The sequence below is a fragment of the Amycolatopsis sp. NPDC004368 genome (assembly GCF_053602515.1).
The window spans coordinates 49,687-68,811 of the sequence record NZ_JBSGDT010000003.1; the positions used below are offsets into that span (position 1 = coordinate 49,687).

Genomic DNA, 19,125 nt, shown 5'->3' on the forward strand with positions numbered 1-19,125 from the left:
ACTACCTCCCGGCCCGAGCCGCGGGGCGGCTCCGGCGCGCTCGTGGGGTTCCCTGTGCTCCGGCCGATGTCCCGGCGCCCTGGCCGTAGCCGTGGTGCCGGTACTGCCGCCTCCTCTTGTGCTTCGGCAGCGGGCGCTCGGCCCGCACTCGGATGCGGCTGGCGCTGACCGCGCCACCCGTTCCCGAGGACTTCTCACGCGGCGTGTTCAGCTCGCGGCCGGCCATCGCGACCACCGCGCCCAGCGGGCGCTCGTGGCTGATCTTGGCGGTGATCAGCCGGGTGATCACGATCGTGGCCACGAACGCCCACGCCGTGGAGAAGAACCCGAAGCTCCAGCCGGCCCACCGCTCGACGGTGAGCACGACCAGGAAGATGGGTATGCCGATGAGCCACGCTACGTAGCGGGCCCTCCAGGGAAAAGTCGCCTTCGGCGGGCCGAGCCAGACGGCGTCGACCCGGTAGACCTCGTCATCCGTCCTGATGCGCACGCCTGCTCCGCCTCAGCCCGTGAACAGGCCGGCGATCCACTGGCCCACGTTGACGCCGGCGCCGCTGACCGCGAGTCCGATGATGGCGAGCGCGATGACGACACCGGCGAGACGGCGCATGACACCGGCGTTGTCGCCCTTGCCGCCGCCCAGCCAGAGCAGCAGGAGCGCGACGGCCAGCAACACCAGCGGAACGATGTTGTCGAGCAACCAGTTTCGGACGTTGCCGGTGCCGAGTTCGCCGGCAGCCAGCGTCTCGAGGGTGGTCATGGTGGTCATCGCGATACTCCCGGTGCGCGGACGGTCCCGCGCGGTTCTGGCTTCGGCGAAGCCTCGAACAACATCATGGCGTCACAAGGGGTAGTGGTCAAAGCGCGCTGCGTGAATGTCGACTTGTGGACACGGACGGGGCTGGGGTCGTGTGGTCAGAATTCCTCGCCCTCCATCATGGTGGCAAGGGTGCTGGGGTTTAACCCCGGCCACCCGGATTTCGCAGTGGACCCACGAACTCACCCCGCTGGGAGTGTTTTGCTCACTCTCGGTACTTCACAAGTGGTCGGTACCCGGCCGGAGCCAGTGTGGCATGCCCCATTCGGCCTCCCTGAGTGAGCCCGTTCTGTGACCACCACGCTGCCCCCGGGGTCGCCGAAGGCAGTGAGGCGCTTGTCACGATACGCGCAAGTCGGGTTCGAACTTTCACTACATAGCGTGATGCCGGACATCGGGCACGAGATGTGCCTTATCGGGTCGCCGTCACCGGGTCAGCGTCCGGGGGAACGCGCCGGCCTTCACGACGGCGCGGCTCAACGGCCGGCACAACTCGGCGAGACGGGCGGATTTTTCCCCACCCAGGTGCCGCCAGGGCCCTTCCGACGCCGCGTTCGTGGCGGCTTCGACGCGCTCACGCAACTTGGTGCCCTTGTCCGTGAGATCACCGTCGGGGCCGATCACGCCTTGGTCCGCGAGGCGCGCGACCTCGGCGTCCCACTGTTCGTCGCTCCAGCCGCGGGTGCTCTTGGCCATCTCCGGCGTGAAGCCCGCGCCGCTCGCCACGTGGGTGACGAGGGCGGCCAGGCCGTGGAGGCCGTGGAGCATGAGCGCGGCCACGTGGGCGTCGCCGCGGTGCTCGCGCAGGAGCGTGAGGGCGTGCCACAGGACGAGGTGCGGCTTTTCGGGCCAGTCGAGGCTCGCGTGGCCGGCGTAGAGCGCTCGGCCTTCCGATTCGCAGCCGGCCACGGCTTCGCGCGCCAGCTCGGCGGCCTCGGCGGTGGTCTCGGCGTGGATCTCGTCGCCGAGGAGCCTCGTGAGCGCGGCGTCGACCGCCTTGAAGCGACCCTCGGTGACCTGCTCGGGCGTCGCGAGCGTCCAGGCGCGCGGGATGTACTTCTCGACGAGGGCGGGGTTGAAGTTGTAGAACGTCGCGGCCACCACACCGGGCCCGACGGCCCCCATCGGCGCCGAACGACTGGCGAAGTACGTCATGCGCCCGGGCCGCAACCCCGTGGCGGCTAGGTGCTCGTCGGCTTCGGGGACGAAGTAGATCAGGGAGTGGAGGGTGTCGAAGGTGCCCTTGAACTTCTTCGCCGCTTCGGCTGCTTCACCCATGGGGTGATGCTACCGGGGGGTAGGTGGTGGTGTCTCGGGGCTTCGGGTGGGTTTCCGGCGAACGCGCCTTGCCAGGGCGGACGAGTTGGCGTGTAAGCCGGATCCTGTGCCCGCGGCCTTGCGGCCGGGTGGGCGACGGTCATCCATCTCGGCCTGCCGTTGCCGGCAGGCTCCAGCGGCCTACCCGCAGGCATCGGACGGGCCGTCCTCAAGCGCCTGCGCAGGAGCGGCAGCTCCCTCTTGGCCTTGCTCCGGGTGGGGTTTACCGAGCCACCCCGGTCACCCGGGGTGCTGGTGGTCTCTTACACCACCGTTTCACCCTTACCCCCGTCCGAGGACGGAGGCGGTCTGTTTTCTGTGGCACTGTCCCGCGGGTCGCCCCGGGTTGCCGTTAGCAACCACCCTGCCCTGCGGAGTCCGGACTTTCCTCGGACCGGGTCACCCCGATTCGCGACCGTCCAGCCAACTCGTCCGCCCCGGAATCGTACCCGCGCACCGCGGGTCGGGCGCGCGCCGGGGCGAGCAGTTCGACGATGCCGAGCGTGACGATCACCGCCAGTGCGACGAGCTCCACCACGTTGACGAGGTTCACACCGGGGAGTACGCGGGCCGCCGCACCGCGGTTCAAGGTCCTTTGTGGATGACCTCCGTCCCGCGAACCCGGTGGTTTTACCGCACGCCCGCCTCGGAGTCGACGCCGGCTACACCGGCTCGGGAACTCCCTTGCCCCGTGCCAGTTCCCGCTCGTTCTCCCGGATCACCGGCAGCACGTTCTTCCCGGAGTGCTCGACGTCTTCCAAGTAGTGCAGGAACCCCGGCAACAACAGGTTCGCCCCGCGTTTCTTGTACTCGATCGCCCGGTCCGCGATGTGTTCGCGGTCGACCTCGGGGCTCGGCCGCGCCGGCACGACGTTCGACTCGGTCGTCGCGGCGGTGGAAAACGCCGTGGCCGCGCCGGAACGAACTCTGCTCGTCGCGCACTCCGGCGGCGCAGCGATAGCACCGCAGGTGGCGAGCCGCCGGCCGGTGCGGAAGCTGGTGCTGCTCGCCCCGCCGCGCCCGGCGCGCAGCCGCTCGCCGAACCCGCCCGCTAGCGTTCTCGCGTGCCCGAATCCCTCGCCGCGGTCCTCTCGCTCGCACTGCTGGCCGTGACGCTGGGCTTCGCGATGGTGCGGCCGCGCGGGTTGCCCGAGGCGGTGGCCGCGGTGCCGATCGCCGTGGTGGTGCTGGCGCTCGGGTTGACGACGCCGCACGCGGCGTGGGAGCGGGTCGTCGAGATCCTGCCCACGATGGGGTTCCTGGCGGCCATCCTGCTCGTCAGCCACCTCGCGGCGATCGACGGCGTGTTCACCTGGCTCGGCAGCCGGCTCGCCGAGGTGTGCCGGGGTGAGCCGCGGCGGCTGCTGGTGCTCACGTTCGCCGCCGCGGCCGGGGTGACGGCGGTGCTGAGCCTCGACGCGACCGTCGTGCTGCTCACGCCCGTGGTGCTGGCCACGGCGGAAGGACTCAGGCTCGAGTCGAAGCCGCACGTCTACGCGTGCGCCCACCTCGCGAACTCCGCCTCGACGCTGCTGCCCGTCTCCAACCTCACCAACCTGCTGGCCTTCGCCGCTTCCGGGCTCACGTTCGCGGGGTTCACGGCGCTGATGGCGCTGCCCTGGCTGGTCACGATCCTGATCGAGCTGGCCGTGTTCGCGCGGTTCTTCCGCAAGGACCTGCGAGGCCCGCGCAGCAAGGAACGGCCCCAGCACCGCCAGGCGCCGGTGTTCGCGCTCGTGGTGCTGGCGCTGATGCTCATCGGGTTCGGGGTGGGGCAGCTCGTGCACGTCGAGCCGGTGTGGGTGGCCGCGCTGGCCGCGCTCGTGCTCAGCGCGCGAGCGTTGGCCGAACGCAAGATCAAGCCGTGGCAGGTGGTCACGGAAGCGTCGCCGCTGCTGGTGCTGTTCGTGCTCGGTCTGGCCGTCTCTGTGGAAGCCGTGGACGAGCACGTGCTCGGCGGGGTCCTCAAAACGCTCCTGCCGACCACGGCCGGGCTGCCCGCGCTGCTGGTCACCACGGCGATCGCGGCCGTGCTCGCGAACCTCGTCAACAACCTGCCCGCGACGTTGATCCTGCTGTCGGTGCTGGGCGACCACCCGAACACCGGCGTCTTGCTGGCCGTGCTGATCGGCGTGAACGTGGGGCCCAACGCGACCTACCTCGGCTCGCTGGCCACGCTGCTGTGGCGGCGCGTGCTGGCCCGCCACGGCCACGCGCCGCGGGCGAGGGAGTTCACGACGCTGGGCATGCTGACCACGCCCGTCTCCCTCGCCGCGGCGACCACCGCGTTGTGGCTGGTGCTGCCCTAGTTGCGGTACCTGAACAGGATCCGGCCCCGCGTCAGGTCATACGAGCTCAGCTCCACCAGCACCCGGTCGTAGGGCACGATCTTGATGTAGTTCTTCCGGATCTTGCCGCTGATGTGCGCGAGCACGTGGTGCCCGTTGGGCAGCTCGACCTTGAACCGGGCATCGCGCAGGCACTCGATCACGGTTCCTTCGACTTCGATCCCGCCCTTACCGGCCATGGCGCACCAGCTCCACCGTGCTGCCCGCCCGCCGGGCGCCGAGGCCCTCGAACAACGCCGTCGCCGCCTCGTTGGCCTCGTTCACCTCGGCATACGCCGACGCGATCCCCGCCTGGTGCAGCACGCCGAGCGAGTGGGTCAGCAGCGCGCGGGCGATGCCCCGCCGCTGCCGGTCGGCGCGCACAGCCACCAGCCCGATCCGGGGCAGGCGCGTCACCTGGACCACGCGGACCAGGCCCGCGTACTCGCCGCCGTCGGCCGCCACGGCGTACTTCGCCGGGTCCACGACGGTGTCACCGGCCGGACGCACCAGCACCTCGGCCGGCATCTCCTGCCAGCCCACGGCGGCTTCGACCTCGGCACGCACGACGCGGTCCAGGGCACGCAGCGGACCTTCTTCGGCGGCCCCGGCGGGCACGATCGTGACGCCCGCCGGCGGGGCAGTCAGAGGCACGTCGGTGGGCACGACGTACTCCCACTCACGCCGCCGGACCGTCAAACCGGCTTGGCGCCAGCCGGTCAGCAGTTCGTGGTCGGCTTCGTCGACGACGGTGTGCAGCGGCTCCGCCAGATCCGCCAGCACCGCGTGGGCGAGCCGGTCGAAGACGGAGCGGTGCCAGGCGTCGACGCTGAGGAAGACCCGGCCGTCGGGCCGGGTGGTGGCTTCGGCGCGGCCGGTCACCCGGTCGTCGTCCAGCGCGTGCCACAGCTTCGGTGTGACGCGCGTGATCACCACCGCGGGTTCGCCCGCGGTGAAACGCACAGTGTCCATGGTGGTTGCCTTTCAGGAGTGCCTTCATCAGGCGCTCCCGGCAACCCCTACGTCAGTCGCCCGACCGTGACGACGAGGAGAGCACCCACATCGAAACAGCGGTCATGGGTCTCACCTCCAACGGTCGAGTCACGGTCTGGCGAAACCCTAGCCGAGCGCCGGGGTTTCGCCCACCGAATTACGAGCGGGGCGGAATGGTCTGGCCCGGCTCCAGCGTGGGACCGCAGTCGTCGAGACCGTTGCCGAAGCGGTAGGCCTCGACGTCCATCATCGTGGTCGCCGCGTAGTGCTGGACGGCCTGCAGCTTCGCCGGGTCCTTCACCGCGTCCTTGCGCACCCAGTCGCCGTTGCGCAGGCCCGGGCCGGGGTAGATGAAGATCGGGTAGTAGTCGCGGTCGATGCGCGGGTCGAGCGAGATGCCGTTGCCGCCGGCCCACGGGCCCCAGGAGTGGATGAAGGTGGGCTTGACCGTGTCGAAAACGTAGTCACGCAGGCCCGGCATGTTCTCGTCGTGCGTGAGGTCGGCGATCGGCGCGTTCACCAGGCCCGCCATGTCCACGAGCTGCAGCCGGCTGGTCATCGACGAACCGCCGAGGTCCGGCAGCAGCAGCGACGCCTGCTGCAGGCCCAGCATGTCGGCGTAGGTGTTGAAGCCGCGGCCGAAGCGGTCGGCGATCAGGCACGCCGGCACGGTGGGGCTCTTGATGAACTCGTCGGACTGCTGCACGAACCCGACCAGCGACGGGATCGCCGCGGCGACCACCACCACCGACGCGACCGCGCGCCAACGCACCTTCACCGTGCGCAGCAGCTCGCCGAACGCCATCGTGCCCGCGAGCGCGCCCAGCACCCACACCGGCGTCGCGAAGCGGAACTGCGCCATCCAGTCGGGCACCATCACGCCGAAGGCGATCACGCCCAGCGCGAACGGCGTGATCAACGCGGCCAGCGGACGCCGCCACGGCGCCTTGCGCAACGCCCAGATCACCACCACCGCGAGCACGACGACGGCCGCCACACCCGCGTAGAGGATCAGGGTTCCGGGCCGCACCAACGACATCAGGTCGGGCAGGCCCTGTTTCTTCGCCACCGACGGGTTCGCGAGGAACCGCCCGCCGAACTCGCTGTGGCGCCAGGCCACATAAGCGCCGAACGGGACCGCGAAGGCCACAATGGACAGTACGGCGTAGCGGACGCTCACCCAGAAACCCGCGCGCCGCACGCCGTAGAGCAGGACGAGCGGGTACGCACCGGCGTAGATCAGGCCTTCCGGACGCGTGAGCGCGGCGAACGCCACGATCACGCCCGCGCCCACCGCGACCTTCCACGAGAGCGTGCGTTCCTTGCGCACGGCCGTGAACAGCAGCACCGCGAGGCCGACCACCGCGAACGCGAACAACGAGTTCTCGAGACCCGAGACCACCCAGATCACGAACGACGGGATCGTGGCCAGCGTGAGGCCCACGGCAAGCGTGACCGCCCACGCGTGGCGCGGGAAGACCTGGCGCGCGGCCACGTGGCACAGCGTGAGGATGCCCGCGGTGAACAGCAGACCGAGCAGCTTCGGGAACAGCACGTAGTCGGGGATGCCGAACAGCAGGCCGTGGTCGAACAAGCCGACGAGCTTGCCGCCCGCGAGCAGCACCATCCACGTCGGGTCGGAGAAGCCCTCGACGGGCGGCGCACCCGGCTGCAGGACGGGGCCGAGGCCGTCGGCCAGGCTGCGCGAGTAGGAGAACGTGATGGCCGCGTCGTCCACGATCCAGTGGCCGTAGCGCGTGGCGTGCCACGCGACCGCGGCGACACCGGCCAGCACCGCCAGCACGGAGGCGACCCAGCCGTGGCGCAGGCCGACGGCGGTCACGGGCGCGTCCTGCTCGGGCAGGTCGCGTTCGGATGCTTCGCTGAGTGCGCTAGCGGTCATTACCTCGTCACTGTTTCTTCTCGCAGAGCTGGTCTACTCGCAGAGCTTGCCGAGAAACGCACGAGCCTGCGCCCCTGTGAGGGAACCCCGGTGGACCCGGGCCGCGGCGCCGCGGTCGACACAGCACTCTAGCCAATACCGGATCAGGCCCCGTTCACACGTCGTCCTCGAGCGTGATCCGCCTCACATTCTAGCTGGTCAGGAGAGGTGGTCGAGCCGTTCAGGACAGGTGGGAGATGTCGTTGGCCAGATGCACGGAGGAGTTGCCATCCGGGTAGAACTCCACGATCGAGAGCGACGCCAGGTCCAGGTGCAGGCGGAACAGCAGGCTCGGGCCCGCGTCGAGGCCGATCCGCAGGAGTGTCTTGATGGGCGTGACGTGGCTGACGACGATGATCGTCCGGCCTTCGTGCTGCTCGATGAGCTCGCGCCGGGCCCCCTCGACGCGCTCGTGGACGGCGTCGAAGCTCTCGCCCCCGGGCGGCGAGCACGTCGAGTCGCGCAGCCAGCAGCGGTGCAGTTCGGGGTCGCGCTCGGCGGCCTCGGCGAAGGTGAGGCCCTCCCACTGGCCGAAGTCGGTCTCGATCAGGCCCGGGTGCGTGACGAAGCGGGTACCGAGCGCATCGGCCACGGCCTGCGCGGTCTGCTTGGTCCGGGTCAGCGGTGAGGAGACGATGGGCGCGACCTCGCCGTCCTCGCCGATCAGCCCCGGCCACGCGGCCAGCCGCTTCGCCGCCGCAGCGGCCTGGCCCTGCCCGCGCTCGGTGAGCGGCACGTCGCCGCGGCCGGAGTAGCGGCGGTCCACCGACATCTCGGTCTGGCCGTGGCGCAGGAGCAGCAGGCGGGTTGGGGTTCCGCGCGCGCCGGTCCAGCCGGCCTTGGCGACGCGGTCGGCCTCGCCGGTCCCGGTGGTCTCGACCTGCGGCTCCGGTGCGCCGGCGGGTTTGCCGCTGCCGCTGTCCATGGCGACGTTGGCGAGGCGGTCGGCGTGGGAGTTCTCAGCGCGGGGGATCCACATGTAAGTGACACGATCGAACCCGGCCGCGAGTTCACGCGCCCGGGCCGCGAGCGGCTGCAGCGCGGCGTGCTTGATCTTCCAGCGCCCGGACATCTGCTCGACCACGAGCTTGGAGTCCATCCGTACGTCCACAGTGGACGCCCCAACCTCGGCGGCGGCGGTCAGGGCCGCGATGAGCCCCGAGTACTCGGCGACGTTGTTGGTGACCACGCCGAGGTACTCGTGGCGCTCGGCCAGCACCTCGCCGGTGGCGGCGTCCTTCACGACCGCGCCGTAGCCGGCCGGGCCCGGGTTGCCCCGGGAACCCCCGTCGGCTTCGACGACAACCCGTTCGGTCACAGGCCCGACTCCAACGTGCGGACGAGGATCGCGCCGCAGTTCTCGCACTGGACGATGGTGTCCTCCGGTGTCGCCTTGATCTCGGCGATGGTGTTGCGGTCGAGCTCCAGCTGGCAGGCGCCGCAGCGGCGCGCACGCAGTAGTGCCGCGCCGATGCCCTTGTGCGCCAGCACGCGCTCGTACAGCTTCAGCACCGGCTCCGGGAACCGCGGCACGAGCTTCTCGCGGTCCTCCTCGCGGCGGGCGCGCGTGGTGTCGAGGTCCTTGAACTCCTCGTCACGACGCTCGACGGCCGCCGCCACGCTCGCCTCGGCCTTGTCGACCTCGGCGCCGGTGCGCTGCGCGTCGAGCTCGAGGGCCTCGCGCTGCTCCATGAGCTCCAGCAGGTCGTCCTCGAGCGCGGCCTGACGGCGGCCGAGCGTCTGCAGCTCGTGCTCGATGTCGGTCATCTGCTTGGCGTTGACGGAGCCCGAATCGAGCAGCTTGCGGTCACGGTCCTCGCGGGCCCGCACCGACTCGACCTCTTTCTCCTGCCGCGCGATCTCGCGGTCGAGGTCCGAGGCGGCGGTCTGCACGGACACCAGCGCGTCGCGCTTTTCGCGCACGGTCTTCTCACCTGCCTCGATCTCGGCGAGCTCGGGCAGGGTGCGCCGGCGGTGCGCGGTGCGCGAAAGCTCGGCGTCCACCTTCGCGAGTTCGAGCAGCTGGCGCTGGACGGCGGGGTCGGCCTTCACGGTGCTCCTTGTGGACTTGGTGGTCTTGCCGGTGGTTCAGCCGGCGGGGGTCGCGCGGACGGTCCACGGGTCGGTGCACCGCGTGGAGACGTGAGTGTCGACGTTACCCGCAAAGGCCGCGTCGAGGAGGGCCGAGGCCTGCCCGCACCAGGGCCATTCGCTGGCCCAGTGCGTGAGCCCGACCAGGGCGGGCACGCCCCCGGCGGCGGCGAGGTGCTCGCCGGCGGGGTGGTGGCGCAGGTCTGCCGTCACGTACGCGTCGACGCCCTCGGCGGCCGCCCGCGCGAGGTAGGAGTCGCCCGCCCCGCCGGACACCGCGACGGTGCGGATCGGCCGGTCCGGGTCCCCCGCCCCGAGCACCCCGGGCACCGTGGCCGGCAACGCCTCGGCGACGCGCTGCACGAACACCGCGAACGGCTCGGGCTCCGCCAGGTGCCCGATGCGCCCGATCCCCGTGCGGCCACTGGGTTCCTGCGGGTCGAGCGGGCGGTCGACCTCGAGGCCGATGGCGCTCGCGAGCGCGTCGGACACGCCGGGGTCGGCCGAGTCGGCGTTGGTGTGGGCGCAGTAGAGCGCGCGGCCGCCCCGGATGAGCCGGTGCACGAGCCCGCCCTTGACCGTGTCGGCGGGCACGCCGTGCACCCCGCGCAGCAGCAGCGGGTGGTGGGCGACGATCAGCTGCGCACCCAGGTCTTCGGCTTCCGTCACCGTCTCCTCGACCGGGTCCACGCAGAACAGCACCCGCGTGACCTCCTCCGCCGGGTCCCCGCACACGAGCCCGACGGCGTCCCACTTCTCGGCGAGGCGCGGCGGGTAGTGGCGTTCGAGGACGTCGAGGATCTCGGCTAGGGCAGGCACCACGGGATCCTCCCACGAGGGTTGGGGCAGACTCGGGACCCGTGACTTCAGTGGTGTTCGTGTGTTCAGGCAACATCTGCCGCTCCCCCATGGCGGAGCTCGTGTTCCGCGCGAAGCTCGACGAGGCCGGGCTGGCCGACCGGGTGTCGGTGTCCAGCGCCGGGACCGGACCGTGGCACGCCGGGGAGCCGGCGGATCGGCGGGCGCAGGCGACGTTGCGCGCGCACGGCTATCCGACGCAGCACGTGGCGTCGGAGGTGAACGACGAGGACCTGAAGGCCGACCTGCTGCTCGCGGCGGACGAGGGGCACCTCGATTTCCTGCGCGGGCGCGTCGCGGAGCCGGAGAAGGTGCGGCTGCTGCGGGAGTTCGACCCGACGGCGAAGGTCGGGGCCGAGGTGCCCGATCCGTACTACGGCGGGGCCGACGGCTTCGAGGACGTGCTGGCGATGATCGAGCGCGCGATGCCCGGCCTTATCGAATGGGTGCGCACGCACGATTGAGCCCCGTTTGTCCGGGGAAAATCACAGGTGGGAGAGGTCGCCGAGCGCGGGGTGGAAGCGACGGCCTACCGTGAGGGGGTGCGGTTGCGGTTTCTGCTCCGGCCCGGCTGGCTGGCACTGACGGTGGTGGTGTTCACCTTCGCCGTCTGTTGTTACACCCTGCTCGCGCCGTGGCAGTTCCGGCGCGACGCCGAGCAGTCGGCCCAGAACAACGCGCTGACCGCGTCGTTCACCGCGAAGCCGGTGCCGGTGACACAGGACCTGCCGGCCGGGGTGAAGCCCGACCAGAACACCGAGTGGCACCTCGTCTCGATCACGGGTACCTACCTGCCGTCGGCCGAGGTGGTGGCGCGGTTGCGGACAGTGCAGGGCGAAGGCGCGTACGAGGTGCTCACGCCGCTGCGGGCGACCGACGGGACCGTGTACCTGATCGACCGCGGTTACGTGCGGCTCGACGACCAGTCCGGCGTGCTCCCCTACGCCGCCGCGCCCGGTGGCCAGGTCACCGTGGTCGCGCGGGTGCGCAGCGACGAGGTCGACCCGAAGCACCGCGATGCGTTCTCCGACGCGTCGACGAAGGGGAAGCTGCAGAGCTACACGGTCGACTCGCAGGTCGTGGCGCGCTCGTCGGGCCTGACGATCCGGCCCGGCTACTTCCAGCTCGACCAGAACCAGCCCGGCGTGCTCGGCGCGCTGCCGCTGCCGCAGCTGGACTCGGGGCCGTTCTTCTCCTACGCGCTGCAGTGGCTGGCGTTCGGCAGCATGGCGATCCTGGGCTGGCTGTACTTCACGATCCGGGAGCTCAAGCCGGGTGGTGCGCTGACCACGGAGAAGCCGGAGCGCACGCGGCGCAAGTCCGTGGCGGAGATGCTGGCCGAGGACGAGGAAGAGTTCACCCGCTCCCGCTAGTGGTCGCTCGTTTTCGCCCGGGATTGGCCCTGTCTCGTGGCCACTTCTGGCGGCGATACTCGACGTCATGTTGATCCACCCCTGGGACGCCGGGGACGACGCGGAATGGCGGCAGTGGCTCACGGGCCACGACTTCGGCCAGCTCGTGGCCGGTGGCCGCGGCCGTGATCTCCCGGTGGTCGTGCCGACGCACTTCACCTTCGACGGCGAGGCCACCGTGTGGCTGCACCTCGCGCGGCCCAACCCGGTGTGGCCGTTGCTGGAGGAGCACCCGCGCGCAGTGCTGACGGTGATCGGTGAGTACACCTACATCCGTTCGGACTGGAACACGGCGGACGATCCGGCCTTGGGCGTGCCGACGTCGTACTACGCGACCGCGCAGCTGGCGTGCGACGTGCGCGTGGTCGACGATCCCGAGGAGAAGGCGGCGCTGCTCAACCGTCAGCTCGGGCACTTCGAGCCGGGCAGCGGGCGCACGCCGGTGTCGGCGGTCGACGCGCCGGACCGGCGGCTGCTGCCGGGGATCCGCGGGATCGAGCTGACCGTGACGTCGGTGCAGGCGAAGTTCAAGTACGGCGGCAACAAGACACCCGCCGACCGGGAGCGGATCGCGGGGAAGCTGGCCGTGCGGGGCGGGCCGTTGGACGCCGGCGCGCTGGAGCACCTCCAGCGCCGCGGCTAGTGCCGAGCCGACCAAAAGTAGGCCGACCCCCTCGCGGCACGTTACCTTCGCCAAGAAGTCATCCGGCCGTGACTGTGGTCGGATTGGTAACGATCGGCACGGCTACTTCTTCGCGCGGCGGCGCGCGCCGGCGAGCACGGCCACCGTGACCGACGTCGCGCCCGCCAGCCAGCCGACGACCCGCGACAGCTCCACCGCGCGCGTGACGTGCCCGGCGTCCGGATTGCGGCCGACGCCCAGCACGGGCAGCTCGACGACGCCGTGCGGGTAGACCGTGCGCCCGCCCACGCGGATCTCCAGCGCTCCCGCGAAAGCGGCCTCCACGCGGCCGGCGTTGGGGCTGGGGTGCGCGATCGTGTCGCGGCGCCACGCCCGCCACGCGCCGCCCGCCGACCCGCCGACGACCGGCGCGGCCAGCACCGTCAGCGCCGCCGCCACGCGCGTCGGGACGAGGTGCACGAGCTCGTCGAGCCGCGCGACGAGCCAGTGACCCGCCTGCCCGCGCGCGAGCACGCTGATGGTCCGCGAGGCGACCAGCCCCGGCACCCCGGCCAGCGCCCCCCACAGCAACGGCGCGACGACCACTTCGGACGTGTTCTCCGCCAGGGTTTCCACGGCTGCCCGGGAAAGCGCGATCATGCCCAGCCCGTCGGCAACGCGCGGGTCCAATTCGGACAGTGTGCCGCGCGCCGGTTCGAGCCGGCCCTCTTCGAGGTCGCGAGCGAGCTCGGTGCCCTGCGTCGCGAGGCCGGCGGCGCCGACCACGGCCCACGTCGTGACGGCCGTGACCGCGGCCTGCACCAGCGGCCGCCCCCGCCCGGCCCGCTCGACGACCAGCCCGACGGCGACGGCGGCACCCGCGAGGCCCAGCCCGGTTACGGCGGCACGGGCGGTGGCCGGCTCTCCTGCACGTTCGTCGCCGCCGGCAACGGATTCCCCAGGCTCCCCACCGACAACGCCCGAACCCTGCGTCGCAAGCCGGCGGAAGGCCGTGACGGGCGGGCGGTGCCGGGGGTTGCCGAGGACACCGTCGGCCGCCAGGCCGAGGATCAAGCCGATCGCGCGGGCCGCGCTCACCAGTGGCCCCCCGGGTACGTGGTTGTCAGTGTTCGCCGAGGTTACTCGACACCGCGGCGGCGATTTCGTCGCGTGCCTGGTCCACGATGTCGCGCATGGCGCGTTCGGCACGGGCCGCGTCGCCGGCGTCGATGGCGGCGGCGACTTCCCCGTGCAGGGCGACGGCTTCGGGCTGGGGTTCCTCGGGCATGAGGCCGTGAGAGGTGCGGCCGGCGAGGACTTCGGCGACCACCGACGACAGCTGCGCGAACATCGGGTTCCCCGACGCCGAAAGCAGCAGGTCGTGGAAAGCGATGTCGTGGCCGAGGAACGTGGTCAGGTCGCGGGCGCGGGCCGTCTCCTCCAGCCGGTGCCCCAGCGCACGCAGGCGGCCGCGGTCTTCCGGTGTGGCGCGCAGGGCCGCGAACCGCGCGGCCGACGGTTCGACGCCGGAGCGCAGCTCGTTCAGGGTGCGCAGGGCCGCGGGGCGGGCGGAGCCGTCGAGCTGCCAGCGGATCAGGCGCGGGTCGTAGTGGTTCCAGCCGGCCGGTTCGCTCACGATCACGCCGACGCGCCGGCGGCTCGTGGTGAGCCCCATCGTCTCGAGCACGCGCACGACCTCGCGCGCGACCGTGCGGGAGGCGCCGAAGCGTTCCTGCAGGTCGTCGGAGCGCAGGACGGAGCCCGGCGACAGCTCGCCGTTGGCGATCGCGGCGCCCAGCGCGTCGAGGACTTCCTCGTGGCGGTCACTCCCCATCCGGACAACCTAGCGGGCTGATTCGATTAAGTACTACTTCATCTTGAATAAGTAGTACTTTTGGGTTTCACTCTTGGGCGACACAAGGAGGTGGGGCGGATGACCGTCATCGTCGTGATGGGTGTTGCCGGCTCGGGGAAGACGACCGTCGGCGAGGCGCTGGCCGAGCGGCTCGGCGTGACCTACGCCGAGGCCGACACCTTCCACCCACCGGCCAACATCGCCAAGATGACCGCGGGTCACGCGCTCACCGACGAGGACCGCGAGCCCTGGCTGCAGGCCATCGCGCGCTGGATCGCACAGCACGAGGAGACCGGCGGGGTCGTGTCCTCGTCCGCGCTGAAACGCCGCTACCGCGACGAGCTGAGAGCCGGCGGCGACGTCTGGTTCCTCCACCTCCACGGCGAGCGCGCCCTGCTCGCCGAGCGCATGCAGACCCGCAAGGGCCACTTCATGCCCGTCACCCTGCTCGACTCCCAGCTCGCGGACCTCGAACCGCTGCAGCCGGACGAGCCGGGCACCGTCGTCGAGATCACCGAACCCCCCGCCGCCCTCGTCGAGGCGGCGCTTCACGCGTTCCGGGAGCGTGCATGACCACCCTCGCCACCGGCTGGACCGGCCACGACACCCGCCTGATCCTCGCGACGGTGCTCGCCATCGCCGTGATCGTGGTGCTGATCAGCAAGCTGAAGCTGCATCCGTTGCTGGCGTTGACGATCGGCTCGGGGGTGCTCGGGATCGTCGCCGGCATGCCCGTGGACAAGCTGTTGAAGAGCTTCGAATCCGGCGTCGGCAGCACGGTCGCGTCGGTCGGGTTGCTGATCGCCTTCGGCGCGATGCTCGGCAAACTGCTGGCCGACTCCGGTGGCGCGGACCGGATCGTGGACACCATCCTCGGCCGGGTGCGCGGCAAGGGACTGCCCTGGGCGATGGCGCTGGTCGCCGCGCTGATCGGGCTGCCGATGTTCTTCGAGATCGGGCTCGTGATGCTGATCCCGGTCGTGCTGCTGGTCGCCAAGCGCAGCGGGAAACCCGTGCTGCTGCTGGGAATTCCGGCGCTCGCCGGCCTGTCCGTGCTCCACGGCCTGATCCCGCCGCACCCCGGGCCGCTCGCCGCGGTGGGCGCGCTGAACGCCAACGTGGGCATCACGCTCGCGCTCGGCCTGCTCGTCGGCATCCCGACGGTGATCATCGCCGGCCCGCTGTTCGGCCACGTCGCTTCGCGTTGGGTGCCGGCCGCCGAGCCGCCGAAGCGGCTCGTGCCCGAGTCGGGGAGCACCGACGTCGACCGCCGGCCCAGCTTCGGCGCGACGCTGACGACAGTGCTGCTGCCCGTGGTGCTGATGCTGCTGAAGGCGCTCGCGGACATCCTGCTGGGCAAGGAAAACGCCGTGCGCCGCGTGCTCGACTTCGTCGGCGACCCGCTGGTGGCGCTGCTGGTCGCAGTGCTCCTCGGCATGGTCCTGCTCGGCCGCCCGGCGGGGCTGCACCGGGCCAAGCTGTCGTCGATCATCAGCGACTCGCTCGCGCCGATCGCGGGCATCATGCTCATCGTGGCCGCCGGCGGCGGGTTCAAGCAGACGCTGGTGGACGCCGGCGTCGGCACCGTGATCACCAACCTCTCCACCGGCGCCCACCTCTCACCCCTGCTGCTCGGCTGGCTGGTCGCCGTCGCGATCCGCCTGGCCACCGGCTCCGCGACCGTCGCCACCGTGTCCGCGGCCGGCATCGTCGCGCCCCTGGCCGCCACCCTCGACCCGACCCACAACGCCCTGCTCGTGCTCGCCATCGGCGCGGGTTCGCTGTTCTTCTCGCACGTGAACGACGCCGGGTTCTGGCTGGTCAAGGAGTACTTCGGCATGTCGGTCGGGCAGACGCTGAAGACGTGGTCGGTGATGGAGACGGTGATCTCGGTGGTGGCGATCGTGCTGATCCTGCCGCTGGGCGCGCTCGTCTAGGCGAATTCGGCTACGTGTACTCGGCTAGGCGTACTCGGCTAGGTGTATTTCTAGGGCGTGCGTGCCGGGTAGGAACCGGCCAGCGCCCAGGCCGGGTACTCCGGCGGCAGCGCGCTGACGGCGTCCAGCTCGGCGAGATCCTGTTCGTCCAGCTGCAGGTCGACGGCGGCGAGGTTCTCCCGCAACTGGTCCGGCCGCTTCGCGCCGACGATCACGCTGGTCACCCCGCGCTGCGCCAGCACCCAGGCCAGGGCAACTCGCGCGACGCCGACGTCGTGCCGGGCGGCGACCGTGCGCAGGACGTCAACGATGGCGTAGCCGCGTTCGCGGTCGAGCGGCGGGTTGTCGGCCTGGGCGCGGCGGCCGGTGGCGTCGTGGCTGTCGCGGGTGAACTTGCCGGAGAGGAACCCGCCGGCCAGCGGGCTGTAGACGAGCAGGCCGAGCTTCTCCTCGTTCACCAGCAGCAGCAGCTCACGCTCCAGGTCGCGGCCCACGAGCGAGTAGTACGCCTGCAGCGACACGAACCGCGGGTAACCCCGCAGGTCGGCAACCCCGAGGGCCTTGGCGAGCTGCCAGGCGAAGGTGTTCGACGTGCCGATGTAGCTGATCTTCCCCTGGCGGACGGCGTCGTCCAGGGCCGAGAGCGTCTCGTCGATCGGGGTCAGGTGGTCGTGGGCGTGGATCTGGTAGAGGTCGATGTGGTCGGTGCCGAGGCGGCGCAGGCTGTCCTCGATCGCGTTACGCAGGTACAGGCGGGACAGCCCGACCTCGTTGGGGCCGGCGCCCATGCGCGCGTACGCCTTGGTGGCGAGCACCACGTCACGGCGGCGGCCCTTGAGGATCTTGCCGAGCATTTCCTCGGTCTCGCCACCGGCGTACATGTCGGCGGTGTCGATGAGGTTCACGCCCTGGTCCAGCGCGATGCCGACGAGTTCGTCGGCTGCTTTCAGGTCGAGCGCGCCGATCACGTTCCACGGCGGCCGGCCGGCCCCGCCGAACGTCATGGTGCCCAGTGCGATCCTGGACACGAAAGTTCCGGTGGCCCCGAGTTGTTGGTAATGCACGAGGAGTCCTTTCTTCTCGTTTCCACGCTAGGAACGGTGGTGAGCGCACACCATGAGCGAACGTCCGGAACTCGTGCTGGATCGTCCGGATCCCCTCTCCGACGTCCTGTCGGTGGCCGACGTCCGCCCGGCGCTCCCGGCCCGGCTCACAGCGGGCGGCGACTGGGCCGTGCGGTTCGACGGGTCGCACCCCAAGGTGATCACCGTGACGTCGGGCTCGTGCTGGCTGCTGCCCGAGGAGGGTGCCCCGGTCTCCCTCTCGGCCGGCGACTGCTACCTCATCGGCCGCGACGCCGCGTACGTCACGGCCAGCGCGCCCGACGTCGCGCCCGTCGAGGGTCGCAGCGTGTTCACCGGCGTCGACGGCCACGCCGGCCCCTCGAGTGGCACCGTGCTGGTCGGCGCCACCTTGGATTTCACGGACCCGGCCGTGGCCGCGCTGCTGGCGGACCTCGGGTCCTCGGCCGCCATCACCGACCCGCACACGGCCGAGGTGCTGAACTCGACGCTGCGGCTGCTCGCCTTCGAAACTCCCGGCCTCCTCGGCGGCACCGCGATGCGCGAGCACCTCACCCAGGTCCTCTCCGTGCACGTCGTGCGCGCCCTCCTCGGCGCAGACGCCCAACCCGCGTGGCTCTCCGGCCTCCGCGACCCCGCCGTCCGCGCCGCACTCGCCGCGATGCACCAGCACCCCGCCGAGCCGTGGACGGTCGCCCGGCTCGCCACCGTGGCCCGACTGTCGCGCAGCGTGTTCGCCTCGCGGTTCAAGGCGTTGATCGGGCTGTCCCCCATGGACTACCTCCTGCACCGGCGCATCGCCGGTGCCACTCGCGAACTCGCCGACGGGCGGACGGTCGCGGCCGTTGCGCCACGATGGGGGTACGGGTCGGAGAGCGCGTTCAGTGCGGCGTTCAAGCGGGTGACCGGGGTGTCCCCCGCGAGCAGCCGAACCCGCTGATCAGCCCAAACACCACACCGTGAATCCAGCACGGGTTGACACGTGACCTTTTGGTCACCTATTCTCGCGGTGTGCCTGACGACCTGGTGTTCGACGACTTGGTGTTCAAGGCGCTGGCGGATCCGACCCGCCGGGGTCTGCTGGATCGGCTGTTCGAGCGGGACGGCCGCACGCTCACCGAGCTGGAGTCCGAAGTGGACATGACGCGCTTCGGGGTCATGAAGCACCTGAAGGTGCTCGAAGAGGCCGGGCTGGTCGTCACGCGCAAGGAGGGGCGGGAGAAGCTGCATTTCCTCAACCCCGTGCCGATCCGGGAGATCCACGACCGCTGGATCGACAAGTACACCGAGCGCCACGTGTCGGCGCTGCTGGAGCTGAAGTCCGAACTGGAGACGAGGGAGCCACCGAGATGAGCGACACCAAGACCGTTCAGGTCAACCGCGTGTACATCCGTGCGACGCCGCAGGCGATCTGGGACGCGATCACCAAGCCGGAGTGGACGCAGAAGTACGGGTACTCCGGGCTGGCCGAGTTCGACCTCAAGACGGGCGGCAAGCACCGCACCAAGCCGACGCAGGAGTTCATCGACGCCGGCTTCACGTGCGACCTGCTCGACGGCGAGGTGCTCGAGTCCGACCCGCCGCGCCGGCTCGTGATCACGTGGAAGCTGCTGATGGACCCGAGTCTCGTCGCGGAGCCCTACACCACGCTCACCTACGACATCGAGGAAACCAAGACCGCGGGCACCAGACTGACCGTGACCCACGACGTCACGAACGCACCCGGGCACGCGGCTCTGGTGTCGGGCGCGATGGAGAACGTGGACGCCGGTCCGGGCGAAAGCGCGGGCGGCGGCTGGGCCTGGGTGCTGTCCGACCTCAAGTCGGTGCTGGAGACCGGGAAGAACATCGTCGGCTGAGGGTTCAGCCGAC

General features: G+C 70.9%; 22 protein-coding genes, 1 other RNA gene and 1 pseudogene. 10 read left to right on the forward strand and 14 right to left on the reverse strand.

Translation table 11 applies throughout. The features are described 5' to 3' along the window. Nucleotide 1: 1 nt before the first annotated feature. From ACWEOE_RS06190 to ACWEOE_RS06210, 5 genes and pseudogenes are all read right to left on the reverse strand, one after another. Entirely contained in the window at nucleotides 2-490 is a 489-nt protein-coding gene (locus ACWEOE_RS06190; protein WP_452004692.1) for a hypothetical protein, read from the reverse strand. A gap of 12 nt (nucleotides 491-502) precedes the next feature. Next, nucleotides 503-769, reverse strand: a complete 267-nt coding sequence (locus tag ACWEOE_RS06195; RefSeq protein WP_326568540.1) for a hypothetical protein — start codon at nucleotides 767-769, stop codon at nucleotides 503-505. A gap of 474 nt (nucleotides 770-1,243) precedes the next feature. Next, nucleotides 1,244-2,095, reverse strand: coding sequence for an SCO6745 family protein (locus ACWEOE_RS06200; protein WP_452004695.1), 852 nt, complete (start codon nucleotides 2,093-2,095; stop codon nucleotides 1,244-1,246). Nucleotides 2,096-2,172: 77 nt separating this feature from the next. Next, an RNA gene (rnpB, locus tag ACWEOE_RS06205) (RNase P RNA component class A) lies at nucleotides 2,173-2,565 on the reverse strand. Between the two features lie 231 nt (nucleotides 2,566-2,796). Next, a pseudogene (locus tag ACWEOE_RS06210) lies at nucleotides 2,797-2,970 on the reverse strand (dimethylsulfone monooxygenase SfnG); the annotation flags it as partial. On the opposite strand from ACWEOE_RS06210, the gene ACWEOE_RS06215 reads away from it, so the two are divergent. Then, a complete protein-coding gene (locus ACWEOE_RS06215; RefSeq protein ID WP_452004697.1) occupies nucleotides 2,963-3,247 on the forward strand; it encodes an alpha/beta fold hydrolase in 285 nt (94 codons plus the stop codon). The pseudogene ACWEOE_RS06210 and the gene ACWEOE_RS06215 sit on opposite strands and share 8 nt — an antisense overlap. Next, nucleotides 3,199-4,443, forward strand: coding sequence for an SLC13 family permease (locus tag ACWEOE_RS06220; RefSeq protein ID WP_452004700.1), 1,245 nt, complete (start codon nucleotides 3,199-3,201; stop codon nucleotides 4,441-4,443). Before ACWEOE_RS06215 ends, ACWEOE_RS06220 begins: the two co-directional genes overlap by 49 nt. On the opposite strand, the gene infA is transcribed toward ACWEOE_RS06220, so the two are convergent. From infA to ACWEOE_RS06250, 6 genes are all read right to left on the reverse strand, one after another. Continuing rightward, complete coding sequence (infA, locus tag ACWEOE_RS06225; protein WP_452004702.1) at nucleotides 4,440-4,661, reverse strand: translation initiation factor IF-1; 222 nt, start codon at nucleotides 4,659-4,661, stop codon at nucleotides 4,440-4,442. The genes ACWEOE_RS06220 and infA overlap by 4 nt on opposite strands. Continuing rightward, the gene (locus ACWEOE_RS06230) at nucleotides 4,651-5,433 is read right to left on the reverse strand and encodes a GNAT family N-acetyltransferase (RefSeq protein ID WP_452004705.1); all 783 of its coding nucleotides are present in this window, start codon (nucleotides 5,431-5,433) and stop codon (nucleotides 4,651-4,653) included. Before ACWEOE_RS06230 ends, infA begins: the two co-directional genes overlap by 11 nt. Before the next feature lie 178 nt (nucleotides 5,434-5,611). Beyond that, complete coding sequence (locus ACWEOE_RS06235; protein ID WP_452004707.1) at nucleotides 5,612-7,357, reverse strand: hypothetical protein; 1,746 nt, start codon at nucleotides 7,355-7,357, stop codon at nucleotides 5,612-5,614. A gap of 220 nt (nucleotides 7,358-7,577) precedes the next feature. Continuing rightward, entirely contained in the window at nucleotides 7,578-8,714 is a 1,137-nt protein-coding gene (locus ACWEOE_RS06240; RefSeq protein ID WP_452004709.1) for a bifunctional RNase H/acid phosphatase, read from the reverse strand. Next, nucleotides 8,711-9,448, reverse strand: coding sequence for a zinc ribbon domain-containing protein (locus ACWEOE_RS06245; RefSeq protein WP_452004712.1), 738 nt, complete (start codon nucleotides 9,446-9,448; stop codon nucleotides 8,711-8,713). Before ACWEOE_RS06245 ends, ACWEOE_RS06240 begins: the two co-directional genes overlap by 4 nt. A gap of 36 nt (nucleotides 9,449-9,484) precedes the next feature. Beyond that, nucleotides 9,485-10,306, reverse strand: a complete 822-nt coding sequence (locus ACWEOE_RS06250; RefSeq protein WP_452004714.1) for a Nif3-like dinuclear metal center hexameric protein — start codon at nucleotides 10,304-10,306, stop codon at nucleotides 9,485-9,487. Between the two features lie 41 nt (nucleotides 10,307-10,347). Between ACWEOE_RS06250 and ACWEOE_RS06255 the strand changes: the two genes are divergently transcribed. From ACWEOE_RS06255 to ACWEOE_RS06265, 3 genes are all read left to right on the forward strand, one after another. Then, nucleotides 10,348-10,809 carry a low molecular weight protein-tyrosine-phosphatase gene (locus tag ACWEOE_RS06255; protein ID WP_452004716.1) on the forward strand — a complete coding sequence of 154 codons (462 nt, stop codon included), beginning with the start codon at nucleotides 10,348-10,350 and terminating at the stop codon, nucleotides 10,807-10,809. Nucleotides 10,810-10,887: 78 nt separating this feature from the next. Then, entirely contained in the window at nucleotides 10,888-11,718 is an 831-nt protein-coding gene (locus ACWEOE_RS06260; RefSeq protein ID WP_452005635.1) for an SURF1 family cytochrome oxidase biogenesis protein, read from the forward strand. A gap of 67 nt (nucleotides 11,719-11,785) precedes the next feature. Beyond that, entirely contained in the window at nucleotides 11,786-12,400 is a 615-nt protein-coding gene (locus ACWEOE_RS06265) for an FMN-binding negative transcriptional regulator (RefSeq protein ID WP_452004718.1), read from the forward strand. Between the two features lie 102 nt (nucleotides 12,401-12,502). Here ACWEOE_RS06265 and ACWEOE_RS06270 read toward each other — a convergent pair whose 3' ends face one another. Together ACWEOE_RS06270 and ACWEOE_RS06275 are read right to left on the reverse strand one after the other, a co-directional pair. Then, nucleotides 12,503-13,477, reverse strand: coding sequence for a cobalamin biosynthesis protein CobD/CbiB (locus ACWEOE_RS06270; protein ID WP_452004721.1), 975 nt, complete (start codon nucleotides 13,475-13,477; stop codon nucleotides 12,503-12,505). Nucleotides 13,478-13,502: 25 nt separating this feature from the next. Continuing rightward, on the reverse strand, nucleotides 13,503-14,213 hold the full coding sequence (locus ACWEOE_RS06275; RefSeq protein WP_452004725.1) for a FadR/GntR family transcriptional regulator: 711 nt from the start codon (nucleotides 14,211-14,213) through the stop codon (nucleotides 13,503-13,505). A 99-nt stretch (nucleotides 14,214-14,312) separates the two neighbouring features. Between ACWEOE_RS06275 and ACWEOE_RS06280 the strand changes: the two genes are divergently transcribed. Next, complete coding sequence (locus ACWEOE_RS06280) at nucleotides 14,313-14,807, forward strand: gluconokinase (protein WP_452004727.1); 495 nt, start codon at nucleotides 14,313-14,315, stop codon at nucleotides 14,805-14,807. After that, the gene (locus ACWEOE_RS06285) at nucleotides 14,804-16,171 is read left to right on the forward strand and encodes a GntT/GntP/DsdX family permease (protein ID WP_452004728.1); all 1,368 of its coding nucleotides are present in this window, start codon (nucleotides 14,804-14,806) and stop codon (nucleotides 16,169-16,171) included. The genes ACWEOE_RS06280 and ACWEOE_RS06285 overlap by 4 nt, the downstream gene beginning before the upstream one ends. A gap of 50 nt (nucleotides 16,172-16,221) precedes the next feature. On the opposite strand, the gene ACWEOE_RS06290 is transcribed toward ACWEOE_RS06285, so the two are convergent. Further along, nucleotides 16,222-17,199, reverse strand: a complete 978-nt coding sequence (locus tag ACWEOE_RS06290; protein WP_452004731.1) for an aldo/keto reductase — start codon at nucleotides 17,197-17,199, stop codon at nucleotides 16,222-16,224. 88 nt (nucleotides 17,200-17,287) lie between these two features. On the opposite strand from ACWEOE_RS06290, the gene ACWEOE_RS06295 reads away from it, so the two are divergent. Genes ACWEOE_RS06295 through ACWEOE_RS06305 form a run of 3 tightly spaced genes read left to right on the forward strand, consistent with a single transcriptional unit; the run spans nucleotide 17,288 to nucleotide 19,112 of the window. Further along, a complete protein-coding gene (locus tag ACWEOE_RS06295) occupies nucleotides 17,288-18,193 on the forward strand; it encodes an AraC family transcriptional regulator (protein ID WP_452004733.1) in 906 nt (301 codons plus the stop codon). Nucleotides 18,194-18,243: 50 nt separating this feature from the next. Next, the gene (locus ACWEOE_RS06300; protein ID WP_452005638.1) at nucleotides 18,244-18,606 is read left to right on the forward strand and encodes an ArsR/SmtB family transcription factor; all 363 of its coding nucleotides are present in this window, start codon (nucleotides 18,244-18,246) and stop codon (nucleotides 18,604-18,606) included. Then, a complete protein-coding gene (locus ACWEOE_RS06305; protein ID WP_452004736.1) occupies nucleotides 18,603-19,112 on the forward strand; it encodes an SRPBCC domain-containing protein in 510 nt (169 codons plus the stop codon). The genes ACWEOE_RS06300 and ACWEOE_RS06305 overlap by 4 nt, the downstream gene beginning before the upstream one ends. Nucleotides 19,113-19,125 lie beyond the last annotated feature (13 nt).

Coding starts and splice junctions, on each gene's coding strand:
- ACWEOE_RS06195 (WP_326568540.1), bottom strand. CDS start 769: ATGACCACCATGACCACCCTCGAGACGCTGGCTGCCGGCGAACTCGGC.
- ACWEOE_RS06200 (WP_452004695.1), bottom strand. CDS start 2,095: ATGGGTGAAGCAGCCGAAGCGGCGAAGAAGTTCAAGGGCACCTTCGAC.
- ACWEOE_RS06215 (WP_452004697.1), top strand. CDS start 2,963: ATGTGTTCGCGGTCGACCTCGGGGCTCGGCCGCGCCGGCACGACGTTC.
- infA (WP_452004702.1), bottom strand. CDS start 4,661: ATGGCCGGTAAGGGCGGGATCGAAGTCGAAGGAACCGTGATCGAGTGC.
- ACWEOE_RS06230 (WP_452004705.1), bottom strand. CDS start 5,433: ATGGACACTGTGCGTTTCACCGCGGGCGAACCCGCGGTGGTGATCACG.
- ACWEOE_RS06235 (WP_452004707.1), bottom strand. CDS start 7,357: ATGACCGCTAGCGCACTCAGCGAAGCATCCGAACGCGACCTGCCCGAG.
- ACWEOE_RS06265 (WP_452004718.1), top strand. CDS start 11,786: ATGTTGATCCACCCCTGGGACGCCGGGGACGACGCGGAATGGCGGCAG.
- ACWEOE_RS06275 (WP_452004725.1), bottom strand. CDS start 14,213: ATGGGGAGTGACCGCCACGAGGAAGTCCTCGACGCGCTGGGCGCCGCG.
- ACWEOE_RS06280 (WP_452004727.1), top strand. CDS start 14,313: ATGACCGTCATCGTCGTGATGGGTGTTGCCGGCTCGGGGAAGACGACC.
- ACWEOE_RS06285 (WP_452004728.1), top strand. CDS start 14,804: ATGACCACCCTCGCCACCGGCTGGACCGGCCACGACACCCGCCTGATC.
- ACWEOE_RS06295 (WP_452004733.1), top strand. CDS start 17,288: ATGAGCGAACGTCCGGAACTCGTGCTGGATCGTCCGGATCCCCTCTCC.
- ACWEOE_RS06305 (WP_452004736.1), top strand. CDS start 18,603: ATGAGCGACACCAAGACCGTTCAGGTCAACCGCGTGTACATCCGTGCG.